The following is a 16,096-nucleotide window of genomic DNA, read 5'->3' on the forward strand; positions in this document are numbered from 1 at the left end:
ATGAAGAAAAAGACTCTTTTTATAATTATCGGAATTGCTCTCGCGCTTATTGTCTTGCTTATAGTAGGAAAAAAAGCCGGCTGGTTTGGTAAATCTGGCAATTTTAAAGAAGTAGAAATAACCAAAATTGAACCTATAGATATTATAGAAACAGTTTCGGCTACCGGGAAAATTCAGCCGGAGATTGAGGTAAAACTTTCTTCAGAAGTTTCAGGAGAAATAATTGAACTTCCTGTGGTTGAAGGCCAGGCGGTAGAAAAAGGAGATTTACTGGTTAGAGTAAACCCCGATATTTATCAGTCTAGTGTAAATAGGGCCCAGGCGGGATTAGAAACTTCAAGAGCAAATTATTCACAGGCAGAAGCAAGCTTAAAGCAGGCTGAAGCTAATTATAACCGAAACAAAAGTCTTTTTGAAAAAGGTGTGATTTCTAAAGCGGAGTGGGACAGGATTGTTTCTGAGTATGAAGTAGCGCAAGCCAACAAAGAATCGGCTTATTACAATATGCAAAGTACTGCAGCTACGGTAAAAGAAGCTACAGATAACCTTGGTCGCACCAATATTTACGCTCCTATGAGCGGGACTATTTCAAAACTTGATGCTGAGCTTGGTGAAAGGGTAGTGGGAACGCAACAAATGGCCGGTACAGAAATTCTTAGGGTTGCCAATCTAAGCAATATGGAAGTTGAGGTAGATGTAAACGAGAATGATATTGTAAAGGTTCAGGTGGGAGATTCTACTATTGTTGAAGTTGATGCCTATTTAGGTAAAGAATTCAACGGAGTGGTAACTGAAATTTCAAACTCGGCTGATGCAGCGCTTACTACAGATCAGGTAACTAATTTTAAAGTGAAAGTTCGTATTTTAGAAGAATCTTACAAAGAGCTTTTGGCGGGAGAAGATGAAAATTATTCTCCGTTCAGACCTGGTATGACTGCTACGGTAGATATAATTACCAATAGAAAAGTTAATATTATTGGAGTGCCTATTAGTGCAATTGTAATTAAAAATGATACCACGGCAGGTAAAAGTGAAGATCAAAAATATGAGGCTGTTTTTCTAAAGGAAGGAGAAAAAGCTGAACTTAGAAAAGTTACCACCGGAATCCAGGACGATAGTAATATTGAAATTACCGAAGGTTTGACTGAAGGAGAAACGGTAATAACCGGCCCGTACAATACGGTAACAAAAAGCCTGAAAGAAGGTGATGATGTTGAGGTAATTAATAAATAAGAATAAAAAAAAATAGGATTTGGCATTAATACTTTGCTTAGAAACCGCTACTACCAATTGCTCTGTTGCACTTTCAAAAGATGGTGTTCAGCTTGCACTTAAGGAGGATAAGAGTAATAATTATTCGCACGCCGAGAAGTTGCACATTTTTATAGATGAAATTCTAAAAGAAAATAACTTAGCGGTTACAGATCTTGATGCAATAGCAGTAAGTAAAGGGCCGGGTTCTTACACCGGACTAAGAATTGGGGTTTCTACCGCCAAGGGATTATGTTTTTCATTAGATATTCCGTTGATTTCTATCGCTACCCTTGCTTCTTTAGCGACGCAGGTAGAATTGGACAAAGGATTTATAATTGCAATGTTAGATGCACGTAGAATGGAAGTTTATTCGGCTGTTTTTGATGAAAAGCTAAATAGTATCAGGGAAACTAAAGCTGAGGTTTTAGATGAAAATTCATTTATTGATTTTCTCGAAAAAGATAAAACGGTATTTATTGGAAACGGTGTAGAGAAGTTTGAAGCGATTTGTAAACATTCTAACGCTGAATTTATTTCAGATAAATTGCCCTCTGCAAGAGAAGTGTGCAGTTTGGCTGAAGCTAAATATAAAATAAGCGACACTGAAGATGTCGCTTATTTTGAACCTTATTACTTAAAAGACTTTATTGCCGGGTAAACTATTCGGCGATATTAGAATTGTTGTTATCCTGTTTTTTAACTGATTTCTTTTCTATCGTACCATTCATTTTAGTTTGGTCGTAGAGGTAAACATCACGCTGAGGATAAGGAATTGTCATTCCGGCTTCTTCCAGTCTAATTTTTCCTTCTTCAATCATGTACCAGTGAAGATCCCAGAATTTACTGTTTTCGGCAAAATATCTAACTGAAAAGTTTACAGAATCGGCACCAAGTTCAGCTACAATAATTTGCGGTGGCGGGTCTTTAAGAACATCTTCCTGCTCTTCAACAAGATCTCTCAGTACCTGCTTAGCCTTTTTCAAATCATCATCATAAGAAATTCCAAAACTTAAGGTTTCCCTTCTGGTACCATTATGACTATAATTAATAATATTATCATTACTTAATTCGCCGTTTGGAATTACAGCACGTTGATTTCCAAAAGTGTCTAATTTGGTATAGAATAAGGAAATTTCTACAACAGAACCTGAAACCCCCTGAACTTCTATCCAGTCACCAACTTTAAAGGGTTTTAATATTATAAGAAGTACACCGCCGGCGAGATTAGATAGCGAGCCCTGCATAGCAAGACCAATGGCTAAACCGGCAGCACCAATTGCGGCAACCAGAGAAGCGCTTTCTACACCTAATTGGGTAATAAAAAGTACAAAAAGAATGATGCGAAGTCCCCACTTTACAGCATTTATAGTGAAGATTTCTAAAGTTTCATCAAAATCTTTCTTTTTAAATAATTTGTCTAAGTATTTAACAATAAGACCAATTACCCAAAGCCCAATAATAAGCAGGGCAAGTGCTCCTAATAATGTTGGCAGGTAATCGATTAATTTTTCTGCGTATTCTTTCGCGATGGCGCCCCAATCGTTTAATTTATCCATAATATCAATTATTTTTCCGGCAACAAATTGACTATAAATATTTTATTTATCAGAACCTTTATTGTTTAATTTTTGTTAAAATTGTTTAATTTTTTTAATAGATTCTTCTACGGAATTTAAAGGAAGATCGCATTTTCCATCACTGCATATGTAAATTAAATCTTTATTTTCTTTAAATCTCGATTTTAAAATTGCTACTTCTGATTCATTGACGCTTCCTGCAAACACAGTATGCGGAAAGTATTCTCCCTGAAGTTCTTTTCTTATTCCCAGTGCATTTTTGCTAGTAATGGCGACTTCATAAAAATTTTCAGTAAAATTGAGCATCAAATCCAGCCAGTTGGCGTAGGATTGCGGCTGGGTCTCTATTTGGAACTGAATAGTTTTCAGCATTTTTTCAGCTAAATCGTAATAATCCCGATTTCCGGATATTTTAGAAATTTTAAATAAATTCTTAGCCATAACCGAATTTGAGGCCGGCATTACATTATCGTTTAATTCATAATTTCTGGTGATTAGCGCTTCATCTTTCGATGAAGTAAAATAAAACAAGCCGGTTTTTTCATCTTGAAAATCTTCAAAACAAACCTCAGTTAATTTTTCGGCAATTTCCAGCCATTTTTCATCAAAAGTAGCTTCGTATAAATTTATAAAAGCCTCGGTGCAAAAAACATAATCCTCCAGATAAGCATTTATAGAACTTTTTCCGTTTTTGTAATTATGCCATAGCCTGTAGTCTTTTTTTAACTGATATTCCTGAAGAAATTCAGTATTTTTAAGAGCTTTTCTTAAGAATTCCTGGTTGCCAAAAGCTTTGTAAGCGTCTACGTAGCCGTTAAGCATTAAAGCGTTCCAGGACGTTAGGCTTTTATCATCTAATCCCGGTTTTGTTCTTTTATCACGTTCTTTTTTCAATATTTTAGTCCAATTTTCTTTTTTAGATTGCAACTCTGATAAGCTAAGATCAAATTCTTCAGCTATGGTTTTGTCATTTTTGGAACGGATAAGAACATAATTATTCTCTTCCCATTTTCCGTGGGAATTAATATTATAATAAGCTTCAAAAATGGAATAATCTTCTTTTAATAGTTCCTGTAAATTGTCTTTTTTCCAAACGTAATAAGCGCCTTCGGTTTTATTTCCGATTTCATCTGCACTATCGGCATCTAAAGCCGAATAAAAGGCGCCCGATTTATCGGTTAGTTCTTCTTCTATAAAATCCAGGATTTTAAAAACTACTTCTTTGTACCAATTGTATTTTGTAAATGAATATGCTTTGCTGTACAGGCTTACCAGTTGGGCATTATCGTAAAGCATTTTCTCAAAGTGGGGCACGTGCCAGCGTTCGTCTACCGAGTAGCGGGAAAATCCGCCGCCGATATGGTCAAAAACGCCTCCGTAAGAGATTTTATTAAGGCTGTGAAGTGAATGTTCAAGAAGTTCTTTATTTTCTAACTGCATGCCGCTACGCAATAAAAATTCCTGGTTTACCGGGAGCATAAATTTTGGTGCTCCGCGCGAACCACCGTTTTTTATGTCGAAGCCTTTTTGCCATTTTTCAAGAATTTCATTTAGAAAATCTTTGCTGAACGGTGTTTCTTCTTCAGGAGTTTTTATGAGTTGCAATTGCTGAAGTCCTTCATCAAGCCTGGAAGCATATGCTTTCATTTCATCAGGCTTGGTTTGATAAAGTCCCGAAAGTTGCTTTAAAGCGTCTTTCCATTGTTCTTTTCTAAAATAAGTGCCACCCCAAACCGGTCGGCCGTCGGGAAGGGCAACAATATTCATGGGCCAGCCGCCTGCACCGGTCATTACCTGCACCGCATTCATATAAACCTGGTCTATATCTGGACGCTCTTCGCGGTCAACTTTTATATTTATAAAGTGCTCATTCATAATTTCGGCTATACTTTCATCTTCAAAACTTTCGTGTTCCATCACGTGGCACCAGTGGCACGCAGAATAGCCCACGCTAATAAGCAGAAGTTTATCTTCTTCACGAGCTTTTTTTAAAGTGCTGGAGTTCCAGGCCTCCCAGTTTACAGGATTATGCGCATGTTGTAATAGGTAAGGGCTGGTCTCGTTAATCAGGCTATTGGTGAATTTTGGTGTGGCCATGGTTATTTTTTAAAATGAAAAAGCTCCCTGGAATCCCAGAGAGCCTTGCTAATTTTTGAGCGAAAAATTAATTGACTTCAAAAGAGATTTTTACATTAACCCTAAATTCGGTAATGTTTTCTCCATTCACAAGTGCGCTTTGTTCTTTAACATAAACCGATTTTATATTTTTCACAGTTTTCGCGGCGTGTTTTACTGCTTTTTTTGTGGCATCTTCCCAGCTTTCGGTAGAATTTGCCAGGATCTCAATTACTTTTACAATAGACATAATAGATTGGTTTAAAATGTTAGTATTCAATTAACTAAAGATACCTCTAATTTCTTCGGTAATTAAATTTAAACTAAAAAATAGGGGTTATTACCAGTAATTTGTGGAACTCTCCTTTTCTAAAATTTCAACCGGGATTATTGCAGTTTTTATATTATTAATTAAAGTTTTAATAACCTTCATAAAAGGGATATAAGGAAAATTTCACTGACTTTTGCAGGTTAAAAGAGGGTTATTTCGATGCAGGATGTTTATCTAATTATTTTGGGTCTTTTATTTATTCTAGCTATCACCGATTTGGTGGTTGGGGTAAGTAATGATGCTATTAATTTCCTAAATTCTGCCATAGGTTCTAAAGCGGTTTCATTGCGTTCTATCCTTATAATTGCGAGTCTTGGCGTTGCGGTTGGGGCCATATTTTCCAGTGGATTGATGGAGGTGGCGAGAAAGGGAATTTTTCTTCCGCAGGAATTCTATTTTGAAGAGATCATGGTCATATTTATGGCCGTTATGCTTACCGATGTTTTGCTGCTGGATTTCTTCAATTCAATGGGTTTACCCACTTCAACTACGGTATCAATAATGTTCGAATTACTGGGCGCCGCGGTGAGTATCGCACTAATCAAGATATTTACAACTACCAATGATATTTCGCACCTGGTAGATTTTATAAATGTTGAAAAAGCTTCTGAAGTTATCTTCGGAATCCTCATAGCTATAGTTATTGCTTTTATTACAGGCGCGGTGGTGCAATATTTTTCACGTTTGGTATTTTCTTTCAAATATGAAAGAAGACTTAAGTATACCGGAGCCATTTTTGGCGGGGTTTCTCTTGCAGCGATCTTTTATTTTATCCTGATTAAAGGTCTTAACAGCATGGCTTTTATATCAGATCATTTTGTAGAAGATGTAAATGATAATCGTATACAGATAATTATTTTTAGCTTGCTGGGTTTCACCATTCTTTCTAAAGTTCTTATAAGTTTTTTTAAGATAAATATTCTTAAAATAATTGTTGTGGTAGGAACGTTTGCACTCGCACTCGCTTTTGCCGGTAACGATTTGGTGAACTTTATAGGTGTGCCAATCGCAGCCTGGCAATCTTACGAAATTTGGAGCGCCTCCGAGGTTCCAGCTTCAGAATTATTAATGAGCGATCTCGCCGGGAGTGTTCCCACCCCGGAAATTATCTTGATTTTTGCCGGGGGAGTAATGGTCCTTACCCTATGGTTTTCCGGTAAAGCCCAGGCAGTTGTTGATACTGGAGTGAAACTATCCAGGCAACATGAAGGTTCAGAGCGATTTGGTTCTAATTATTTATCGCGTACCATTGTGAGATATTCTATCATGTTTGGTGCTGCAGTTTCCGATGTTTTTCCCAAAAAAGTACGAAAGCAAATAAATAATCAATTTGAAGCTCCTAAAACTAAAAGTCAGTCAAGGGAAATAGCCCCACCGGCATTCGATTTGGTTAGGGCCTCTGTGAATTTGGTTGTAGCCAGTATCTTAATTTCTATGGGAACTAATTTACAACTTCCGCTTTCAACCACTTACGTAACCTTTATGGTGGCAATGGGAACTTCTCTGGCAGATAGAGCCTGGAACCAGGAAAGTGCTGTTTACAGGGTAGCCGGAGTTTTAAATGTAATTGGCGGCTGGTTTGTAACCGCTTTTGTCGCTTTTTTAGGTGCGGCGATTTTTGCTGTAATAATTTATTATGGAGGTTTAATTGCTATTGCAATCCTGGTTTGCATAACCGCATTTTTTATAGTTAGAAATACAATGGCTCACGCTAAAAAAGCTAAAGCCGATAAGCGCCAGAAAAAGTATAAACGCACCGATATTATTACCATTAACGAAATTACTGCCGAAAGTTCTGTAAATATCTCGCAGGTAATTTCCGGAATTAGTAAACGCTATACTAAAACCGTAGATAATCTTGGTTATCACGATTTAGGGAAATTAAAGAAAAATAATAAAAAAGTTGGAGAACTGGAAAGTGAGGTAGACGATTTAAAAGGAAATATCTATTACTTTATAAAATCGTTGGATGAAGATTCAGTTGAAGCGAGCCGTTTTTATATTCATTTGCTAGATTATTTGCAGGAAATGGTGAATTCTACCCGATACATTACCCGAAACTCTTTTGAGCACGTAAATAACAATCACAAAAATCTGAAATTTAACCAGATTAGGGATTTGAAAAAGATAGACAGGAAGCTTCAGGAGTTATTTAAAGAGATAAAACACACCTTCGATGAACACGATTTTGAGCGCTTAGACGATATTCTTGCTGAAAAACAACAATTGCTGGATACGGTTTCAGAAATGATAGAGAAACAAATCACACGAATAAGGACTTCAGAAAGCAGTCCTAAAAACACCAAACTTTACTTTGGGCTTTTACTGGAATCTAAAGACCTTATTTCGTCTACCCTGAACCTAATTCAGTTATTCAGGGAATTTTATGAGGAAGCAAAATCCACGCTTTAGCTCGTCAGGAATTATCCGTTAACTGCTTCTACATAATCTACTTTTCCGCGCAGCATATCTCTTAGCATTGTTTCAATTCCGCTTTTAAGCGTCATTGTAGAAGAAGGACAACCACTACAAGCTCCCTGAAGGATTACTTTTACGGTTTTACTATCCGCATTATAAGAGTCGAATAGAATATTTCCACCATCGCTGGCAACTGCAGGCTTAATATATTCATCTAAAATTGCAATGACCTGTTTTGAAGTATCGTCAAGATCTCTAATTTCCTGGCTAACTTCCGGATTTGCAGGATGGCTTGAAGCTTCAGTTTGTTGTGGTACGGATGCTTCTGCTTTAAGAACCTCTTTTCCTTCCTGTAAATAATTAGTGATGAACTCCCTTAATTCCAGGGTAATTTCTTCCCATTGGGCAACATCATATTTATGAATAGAAACGTAGTTAGAATCTATAAAAACTGCTTTTACAAAAGGGAAATGAAAAAGTTGTTGCGCAAGAGGCGCATCTTTAGCTTCATCTATATTTTTGAATTCTGCAGTTTTTAAAACCAGTTTTTTATTGGCCACAAACTTCATTACGCCCGGGTTGGGGGTGCTTTCAGCATAAACCGTCACCGGGACATTCTTTGCGTCCTTGGTGTCTTCTTTTACAACTACGCCGCCTTTGTTTAAAAATTCTTCTATTTGCGAAGCAACTTCTTCCTGCACATCACCCCAATCAACGATATCATATTTTTCTATCGCGATAAAATTTTGAGCGATATAAACCGTTTTTACAAAGGGTAAATAAAATAACTGCTGGGCGATAGGTGATTGCGCTGCTTCATCTATATTTTTAAACTCGTAATTTTCGTGCCGGGTTAGAAACTTGTTAGTTTCAAATTTAATGATTTCCGGTTTGTTGGTGGCTTGTATATTTATGGTGAAATTGCTCATATCAATTTTTTTGCAAAAGTACTAAAGAAAACTTAGTTAATCTATATCTTTACCTTTCTTATGGGGATTAGAACTTTATTTATTGGGGATTATAATGTTTTTTTTAGAGCTAATCAAGTTAGCTTAACTATTAAATTTATCTTCCTAATATTATTTATTTTTTTAACCGGTTTTTCGGTGAAGTCCCAGGAGGTAATTCCTATATACTCAGATTATTTAACCGATAATCTTTTCCTTATTCATCCCTCTATGGCCGGTGCTGCCAATAGAAATCAAATTAGACTTACAGCCAGGCAGCAATGGTTTGACGTAGATAATGCACCCAGCTTACAAACCCTAGCGGTTAATGGCCGGGTAGGAGATAAGCTTGGGGTTGGTGGAATTGTTTTTAACGACCAAAACGGAAATTTTTCTAAAATAGGGGCTTATGGAACCGTGGCCTACCATTTACTTTTCTCCAGAAGTGAACTGGACCTGAATCAACTTTCTTTTGGAATTAGCGCCGGCATTGTTCAGCATAGATTAGATCAAAGTGGTTTTACCGACTTTGATCCTATTGTAAGTGGTAGCAATGTTTCAGATATCTTCGGAAATATGGATTTGGGGATGTCTTATTATTATATGGATTTCTACGCCCATCTGGCGGCTAAGAATTTAATTTCTGTTAGGCGTGAACTTTTCTATTCTGATGCCGTGCCCAGCAATCAGCGTAAATATTTATTTTCTACCGGTTATGTTTTTGATAATAATAGCGATTGGAGTTATGAGCCTTCCATTTTGTACCAACTTAGGCAAGCAACAAACGAGATGAATATCGATTTAAATATGAAAGTTTACCGAAATGTAGATTTTGGTCAAGTATGGGGCGGACTTTCCTATCGGAACAGTTTTGAAGGTGCCGAATATACTACTGAAGGTGACGAAGTTGAAAGTCAACAGCTACGGTACATTACTCCTTTTGTGGGTTTAGATTACAAAAACTTTATGTTCGGTTATACTTTTAGTTATCAATTTAACTCAGTTGTTTTGAGTAATAACGGTTTTCATCAAATTACCATTGGCTATGATTTTGGAAAGAGTAGAGGACGCTGGGATTGTAAATGTCCTGCTATAAATTAAAAATCCAGGTAAGAGACTTTATAGCCATTCTTTTCAGCTTCAATTAAACTCTCCAGAACTTTAGGATCGGTATTACTGAAAAACTCCGGGATGGGTTTTTGAGAGGGCTCTTTTGTCATTAATAAATTATTATCACTAAGAATAGATTTGGTTTGCCTGGCAACCGCTTCTCCAGAATCTATAATTATCACATCTTTTGGTAATAATTCTTTCAAAATTGGAATTAAATAAGGGTAGTGGCTGCAGCCCAAAACCAGGTAGTCTTTTTTATTTACTAAAAAAGGTTCCAGGAGCCTAAGTAAATGACTTTTCATTTGAGCAGAATTTAAATCCCCGGCTTCAATAAGTTCGACCAGGCCACGACCTTCTACTTCAACTACATTAATATTTCTAGCGTAAAAATCTGAAGTTTTGGAAAAAAGCGTGCTGGTTAAAGTACCACGGGTAGCCAAGATTCCTATGGTTTTGGTTTTGGTATTTAAAGCTGCGGGTTTAATGGCAGGTTCAATACCAATAAAAGGAATAGCGTATTCATTTCTAAGCTCTTTAATGGCATTTGTAGTAGCGGTGTTGCAGGCAACCACAATAATTTTGGCGCCCATATCCAGCAACTTTTCAGTATTCTTTCGGCTTAAATTTTTAATCTCTTCAATTGGTTTTTCGCCGTAGGGGGCATTTTTACTATCGGCGAGATAGATGGTTTTTTCGTTGGGAAGTAGTTCGTGAATTTCTCTCCAAATAGAAGTTCCACCTATACCGGAATCAAAAATACCTATGGGTTGCGAAGTGCTCATTGATACAAAAATAAAAACTGCGCCTGGAAAGGGCGCAGTTTTTAATCTTTATTTATGTATTGGTATTTATGTATTGGTGAATATTACATTCCCAATTCGGCTTTTACATCGGCCATAAGGTCTTTACCATCTGCAAGAATTACTCCTGTTCCTGTAGTAGAGTCAAGTACATAATCAAACCCTTGTTCTCTGGCTACTTTTTGGATAGCTTCACGAGCTCTTTCAATTACAGGTCTAATAAGATCGTTTTCTTTCTTTTGAAGTTCTTGTCTAGCTCTCTGGCTATGTTCCTGGATTCTTCTTTCAGTTGCTTGAAGTTCACTTGCTCTTTTTGCATTTTCTTCTTCAGTTACTGTTTCAGCTTCGGATTGGTAACGTTGCATCGTGTTTTGAGCTTCTGTTAACATATCTTTAATTTCAGCATCGTAAGTTTTCTCCAACTTCTCTAGTTGAGACATCGCATCTTTGTAAGCCGGCATAGTTTCTACCAATTCCTGGGTAGCAACGTGTGCAACTTTACTTTGTGCGTTTGTAAATGCAGTAGCTCCTATGGTTAATGCAAGGGCTATAAAAAGTGTTCTGAATTGTTTCATTTTAATTGATATTAATTGTTTAAGTATTAAGGTTTAAAATTATTTAGTTTATGGTGTCTTTCCTGTTACGGGCTGCTTCTATAGAATCTCTTTTTTGTTGTCTTTCTTTTAAAATTCTCTCCCGGCGTTCTTCAAAGGCTTTTTGTCTTGCTTCTTTAATAGAGTCCTGTTTTCTTTTTCGTTCTTCTATTAATGCTTCCCGTTCGCTTTTTCGATCCTGGATGGCTTGTTCGCGTTGGCTTAATTCTTCATCTTCTTCAGCTGTGCGGGCTTCTGCCATTTCAAGTTCCTTTTCTTCCTGTTTTGTTTCAATTTGTTTACGGTTAGAAGCTCTGTTAATACTTCTTAGAACCTGGTCACTTAAATCAAAACGCTTTTTTGCAAATAACATACCCGATTCAGCATTACGGTCAAATATAAAATCGAAATCCCTGTTTTCGCCTATTTCCTGCAGGGCGTTAAAAACCTGATCCTGGATTGGCTTTATTAATTGCCTCTTCTGAATCATGTAATCACCTTTCGGGCCAAAACGTTTCTGCTCGTAATTTGTAGCCTGTTCTTGTTGATAAGCGATCTCTTCTTCCCGTTCCTCAATTAGTTCAGGAGTAAGCAATGCGCGTTCATTTTGCAGGCTGGTTTTCATCTCACTAATTTCTTTTCGCTTCTGCTCAATTTCGTTTCGCCATTCATTCACTCGCTGGTCTAATTGAGATGAAGCTTGCTGATATTCGGGAACATTTTCAAGGATATATTCCATATCCACAAAGCCTATATTTATTGGCTTTTGAGCGCTTGCCCCGAATCCAATAAGAATAAAAAGTGTGAATAAAAATGTTCTTTTAAGCATACTTAAACCGAATATAGAAAATATCGTGCCAAATTAAAATTGCTGTCCGATAATGAAATGCGTTTCCCAACCGTTAGGTCCCGGTTGTCCACCAATTGGATCAAATCCATAACCAAAGTCAATACCAAGTAAACCAAAGGCTGGCATAAAGATTCTTAAACCTGCACCGGCCGATCTATTCACCTGAAAAGGATTAAAATCCCTGAAATTATCGTAAGATGCACCCGCTTCCAAGAAGGTAAGTGCATAAATAGATGCCGAAGGCTTTAAAGTAATAGGATATCTAAGTTCTAAAGAGTACTTGTTGTAAATGGTAGCACCATCATCATTAACCCCGGCAGGACGGTCTAAAGGCACTACAGATTGGTTTGGGTAACCTCTTAGCTGTACGGTTTCCCTACCATCTAAACTAAAGGCTCCAAGGCCATCCCCACCAAGAAAGAATCTCTCAAAAGGAGGAACACCACGATCGCTGTTATAAGCTCCAAGGAAACCATATTCGGCGTTAGTTCTTAATACAAGTTTATCATAGATTTGAGTAAACCACTCTCCACTAAACTTAACTTTATAGAATTCTAACCAGTTAAATTTCTTCTGGTCTATTAGACGTTGGTCTCCAACTGCATTTTCAGGAGTTACCCTGTTGCCTTGTTGGTCTATAAGATTCCCGTTATCATCTTCCAGTTGAAACTCTCTTTGATCAGCTAAATTTGCATAATCTACACCATTCCATAAAGAATAAGGTGGAGTGAATTTTGCCGTAAGTTTAAATTTAGAACCCCCCATTGGGAAAATTGGGTTTACATAAGTATTATCTCTTGTAAGTCCAAAAGTATAGGTGAAGTTGTTAGAGTGACCATCACCAAAAGTAAATAGCCCCGTATTGTAATTATTTAAGTTATAACGCTGAAAACCTACCGAGTGAGACACCGTCATATAAGGATCTGGTACCGTTAAACGTTTGGCGAGACCTACGTTTATTCCAAGTATATCAAAACTTCTGCTTCTATCTGCTTCTCTGTTTATATAATCGAATAAAAACTGTCTTGTATAAGAGAAAGAGGTTTGTAAACTAACCGGTTTTTTACCACCTAACCACGGTTCCTGAAAAGACAAACTGTAGGTTTGATAAAAGGTACTGGCCTGTGCTCTTAAAGAAAGCGTTTGCCCGTCTCCCATTGGTACTGGTTTATAGGCTTCTTTATCAAAAATTCCTGATAAAGAGAAGTTGTTAAAAGAAAGTCCTAAAGTACCAATGAAGCCACCGCCTCCGTAACCACCTTGTAATTCTATTTGGCTGGCCCCGGCTTCTACAACCGAATATTCAAGATCTAATGTACCTGCTTGTGGATCTGGATCAACAAATTTAGGTTCAAGTTGCTCTGCATCAAAGAAACCAAGTTGCCCAAGTTCCCTAACGGTATTTACAACATCTTCCTGACTGTATTTCTGGCCTGGTTTTGTTCTTAATTCACGATAAATAACATGATCTTTCGTTCTATCATTTCCGGTTACACTAATATTATTGAAATACGCTTCTTTTCCTTCAACAATACGTATTTCAAAATCTATCGTGTCATTATAAACGTTGGTTTCTACAAGGTTAATGGTAGAGAATAAGTAACCGTTATTTTTATATAAGTTAGAAAGGTCTTCTCCGTCTGGTTTGGTTTCATCGGCAATTCGCTCATCTAAAAGTACCCCGTTATAAACATCGCCTTTATTAATTCCTAGGGCACGTTGCAGTTGAGCATCAGTATAAACCGAATTTCCGAGATAATCTATGTTCCCAATGTAATATTGATCTCCTTCTTCTACTTTTAGGTTTAATGCTATGGTTTCGTCATCAATTTCAACCAGGGAATCTGTTACAATCCTGGCATCTCTATAACCACTTTCCTTATATTTATCTATTAAATTTTCTTTGTCTTCCTGGTAATCTGCCCTAACAAATTTTGATCTTTTCCAAAAACGGATAAAATTCTTTTGTTTGGTGTTTTTCATCGCTCTTTTAAGTTTAGCGTCAGAGAATTTCTCATTTCCGCTAAAGTTTATATCGGCAATTTTCACACGATCACCCTGGTTTATATTTATAAGCATATTTACCAGGTTAGTATTAGCCGTAGTATCGGTAACTTCGCTGGTGCTTATTTTTGCATTGGCATTAAAATATCCTTCTTTTCGATATTTGCTTTCAATGTAATTTTTGGTAGTGGTAATAAGGTTTTCAGAAACTTTGGCGCCTGTTCTAAGTTTATTTTCCTTAATTATCTCCTCTTTTTCCCGTTTTTTTAGTCCGGTAACCTGAACTTTATTAAGTTTGGGAACTTCCTGGATCTCAATTTCAAGATCGGCTACATTGCCGTCACTTACATTGGTGATATAAAAGTTGATATCACTAAATTGATCAATATCCCATAGTTTATTGATCACGCTACTAATTTTATCGCCGGGTATAAAGATTTCTTCCCCTTTTTTGAGGCCGGTATAAGCAATTACGGTTTGCTCGTTAAAACTAACGGTACCCGTAACCTTTATATCTCCAATTATATACTTTTTGCCATCTGCTAATGGTAAGCCCTGAGCTTGTGAAGAAATGCTGAAAATTAAACTGCATGCTACTGCGAAAAGGCTAAATACTTTCTTCGTCATGAATGCGCTAACTGAGTTGCTCACTGGTTTTTCCAAATCGTCTTTCTCTATTTTGATAATTGTAAATGGCTTCAAAAAGATTTTCTTTTCTAAAATCTGGCCATAAGATTTTTGTAAAATATAATTCGGCATAAGCAATTTGCCATAACAAGAAGTTGCTTATGCGTTGTTCTCCGCTGGTTCTTATTAGTAAATCCACCTCCGGAAAATTTCGGGTGTAAAGATGCTGATTTATAACCGATTCATCAATAGCATCGGCGCTTATTTCATTATTTTTAACTTTCAGGCTAATTTCTCGTATTGCAGAACTTAATTCTTCCCTGGAACCGTAACTCAGTGCAAGGTTAAGCACCATACGGTCGTTGGTTTTAGTTTTTTCTATAACTTCGTGAAGTTCTCTAAATACTTTTTTAGGCAGGGTATGTAGGTTTCCTATAGCGTTTAACCTAATATTATTATCCTGAAGTGTTTTAATTTCTTTTCTTAATGAAGAAACCAATAAACGCATTAAGGTGTCTACCTCTAATTTTGGGCGCTTCCAGTTTTCGGTAGAGAAAGCATAGAGGGTAAGGTATTCTATACCAATTTCGGCTGAAGCTTCTACAACATCACGTACCGCAGTGGTGCCTTCTTCGTGCCCAGCAGCTCTAAGAAAGCCTTTTTGTCTTGCCCACCGACCATTGCCGTCCATAATTATAGCAATGTGTTTAGGTAGTTTTTTAAGGTCTATTTTCTCTTTATAATCCATATTAAAATCTGCTGTAGCAAGGTTCTCTACCCCAGGAAAAGGTGAAATTCACGCCGGTGAACACATACCAATCGTTAGTATTCCTGTTTCCAAACTCCCTTTTAGGCATCCTGGTTCCAACAACTTCTTCAGGCCAGCTTCCGTCTATATTATCGGTAAATGTATATCGCACTCCTAATTCTAAAGCTCCTACAATATGAGTAGTAATACTTTCTTTATAACCAAAAACCACCGGAATTGCAAAATCCCAGTTTGCACCCTGGTTTTCCAGTTGGCCGTTAGGGAAATCAGCATCCAGCAATACGTGGTCTGCCCTAAAATATGTTATCCCCGTATATAAATATGGAGTGCTTTGGGGGTGACCTTCGTGAAGGTCAAAACTCCAGAAATTATACTCTATTCCTAACGAAGCTTCTGCAATTGTATTGTTAAATGAGTAGCCTCTATTTAATCTTCTTGGGTCATTAGAATTTGCATCATCTGCACTTATTTCAGCATATAAAAGCGAAAATCTAAAGGCGTGCCGTGGGCTGCGATTCCATTTAAGTAGTGCGCCGCCAACCAACCCGCTGGGTAGTACAAAATTGGTTCGCCCTACATCTCCTATATAATTAGCGCCACCAATATATGGTCCTACTTCAAATGTTTGGGAATTTGTTTTTGGAGCAAAAACAAGCATGATTACAAAAACTAATAGGTACCTCATAGGCTTTCAAAAG

14 protein-coding genes are annotated in these 16,096 nt (G+C 37.1%); 4 read left to right on the top strand and 10 right to left on the bottom strand.

Features of this window, described 5'->3' with window-relative positions:
- A complete protein-coding gene (locus B5X53_RS04830; protein ID WP_079712116.1) occupies window positions 1-1,233 on the top strand; it encodes an efflux RND transporter periplasmic adaptor subunit in 1,233 nt (410 codons plus the stop codon).
- A gap of 19 nt (window positions 1,234-1,252) precedes the next feature.
- The gene (tsaB, locus tag B5X53_RS04835) at window positions 1,253-1,912 is read left to right on the top strand and encodes a tRNA (adenosine(37)-N6)-threonylcarbamoyltransferase complex dimerization subunit type 1 TsaB (RefSeq protein WP_079712117.1); all 660 of its coding nucleotides are present in this window, start codon (window positions 1,253-1,255) and stop codon (window positions 1,910-1,912) included.
- 1 nt (window position 1,913) lies between these two features.
- On the opposite strand, the gene B5X53_RS04840 is transcribed toward tsaB, so the two are convergent.
- From B5X53_RS04840 to B5X53_RS04850, 3 genes are all read right to left on the bottom strand, one after another.
- Window positions 1,914-2,810 carry a mechanosensitive ion channel family protein gene (locus B5X53_RS04840; protein WP_079712118.1) on the bottom strand — a complete coding sequence of 299 codons (897 nt, stop codon included), beginning with the start codon at window positions 2,808-2,810 and terminating at the stop codon, window positions 1,914-1,916.
- A 75-nt stretch (window positions 2,811-2,885) separates the two neighbouring features.
- A complete protein-coding gene (locus B5X53_RS04845) occupies window positions 2,886-4,928 on the bottom strand; it encodes a thioredoxin domain-containing protein (RefSeq protein WP_079712119.1) in 2,043 nt (680 codons plus the stop codon).
- A 67-nt stretch (window positions 4,929-4,995) separates the two neighbouring features.
- Window positions 4,996-5,196, bottom strand: a complete 201-nt coding sequence (locus tag B5X53_RS04850; protein WP_075325675.1) for a dodecin family protein — start codon at window positions 5,194-5,196, stop codon at window positions 4,996-4,998.
- Window positions 5,197-5,436: 240 nt separating this feature from the next.
- On the opposite strand from B5X53_RS04850, the gene B5X53_RS04855 reads away from it, so the two are divergent.
- Complete coding sequence (locus B5X53_RS04855) at window positions 5,437-7,689, top strand: inorganic phosphate transporter (protein ID WP_079712120.1); 2,253 nt, start codon at window positions 5,437-5,439, stop codon at window positions 7,687-7,689.
- Window positions 7,690-7,700: 11 nt separating this feature from the next.
- Here B5X53_RS04855 and B5X53_RS04860 read toward each other — a convergent pair whose 3' ends face one another.
- Window positions 7,701-8,624, bottom strand: coding sequence for a NifU family protein (locus B5X53_RS04860; RefSeq protein ID WP_079712121.1), 924 nt, complete (start codon window positions 8,622-8,624; stop codon window positions 7,701-7,703).
- A 129-nt stretch (window positions 8,625-8,753) separates the two neighbouring features.
- Here B5X53_RS04860 and B5X53_RS04865 point away from each other — a divergent pair, with 129 nt between their 5' ends.
- Window positions 8,754-9,743, top strand: coding sequence for a PorP/SprF family type IX secretion system membrane protein (locus B5X53_RS04865; RefSeq protein ID WP_394341615.1), 990 nt, complete (start codon window positions 8,754-8,756; stop codon window positions 9,741-9,743).
- Here the strand turns inward: B5X53_RS04865 and murI are convergent.
- The 6 genes from murI to porG form a co-directional block, all read right to left on the bottom strand.
- Window positions 9,740-10,537, bottom strand: a complete 798-nt coding sequence (gene murI / locus B5X53_RS04870) for a glutamate racemase (protein ID WP_079712123.1) — start codon at window positions 10,535-10,537, stop codon at window positions 9,740-9,742. The genes B5X53_RS04865 and murI overlap by 4 nt on opposite strands.
- 83 nt (window positions 10,538-10,620) lie before the next feature.
- Window positions 10,621-11,130, bottom strand: coding sequence for an OmpH/Skp family outer membrane protein (locus B5X53_RS04875; RefSeq protein WP_079712124.1), 510 nt, complete (start codon window positions 11,128-11,130; stop codon window positions 10,621-10,623).
- Window positions 11,131-11,173: 43 nt separating this feature from the next.
- Window positions 11,174-11,977 carry an OmpH/Skp family outer membrane protein gene (locus B5X53_RS04880; RefSeq protein ID WP_079712125.1) on the bottom strand — a complete coding sequence of 268 codons (804 nt, stop codon included), beginning with the start codon at window positions 11,975-11,977 and terminating at the stop codon, window positions 11,174-11,176.
- A 33-nt stretch (window positions 11,978-12,010) separates the two neighbouring features.
- Window positions 12,011-14,629, bottom strand: a complete 2,619-nt coding sequence (gene bamA / locus B5X53_RS04885) for an outer membrane protein assembly factor BamA (RefSeq protein WP_198550758.1) — start codon at window positions 14,627-14,629, stop codon at window positions 12,011-12,013.
- Between the two features lie 7 nt (window positions 14,630-14,636).
- Window positions 14,637-15,377, bottom strand: a complete 741-nt coding sequence (locus tag B5X53_RS04890) for an isoprenyl transferase (protein WP_079712127.1) — start codon at window positions 15,375-15,377, stop codon at window positions 14,637-14,639.
- Window position 15,378: 1 nt separating this feature from the next.
- Window positions 15,379-16,083: a type IX secretion system protein PorG gene (gene porG / locus B5X53_RS04895; RefSeq protein ID WP_079712128.1), complete on the bottom strand. Its 705-nt coding sequence runs from the start codon at window positions 16,081-16,083 to the stop codon at window positions 15,379-15,381.
- Window positions 16,084-16,096: the final 13 nt, after the last annotated feature.

The sequence above is a fragment of the Salegentibacter salinarum genome, assembly GCF_900168115.1.
Taxonomy (GTDB): Bacteria; Bacteroidota; Bacteroidia; order Flavobacteriales; family Flavobacteriaceae; genus Salegentibacter; species Salegentibacter salinarum.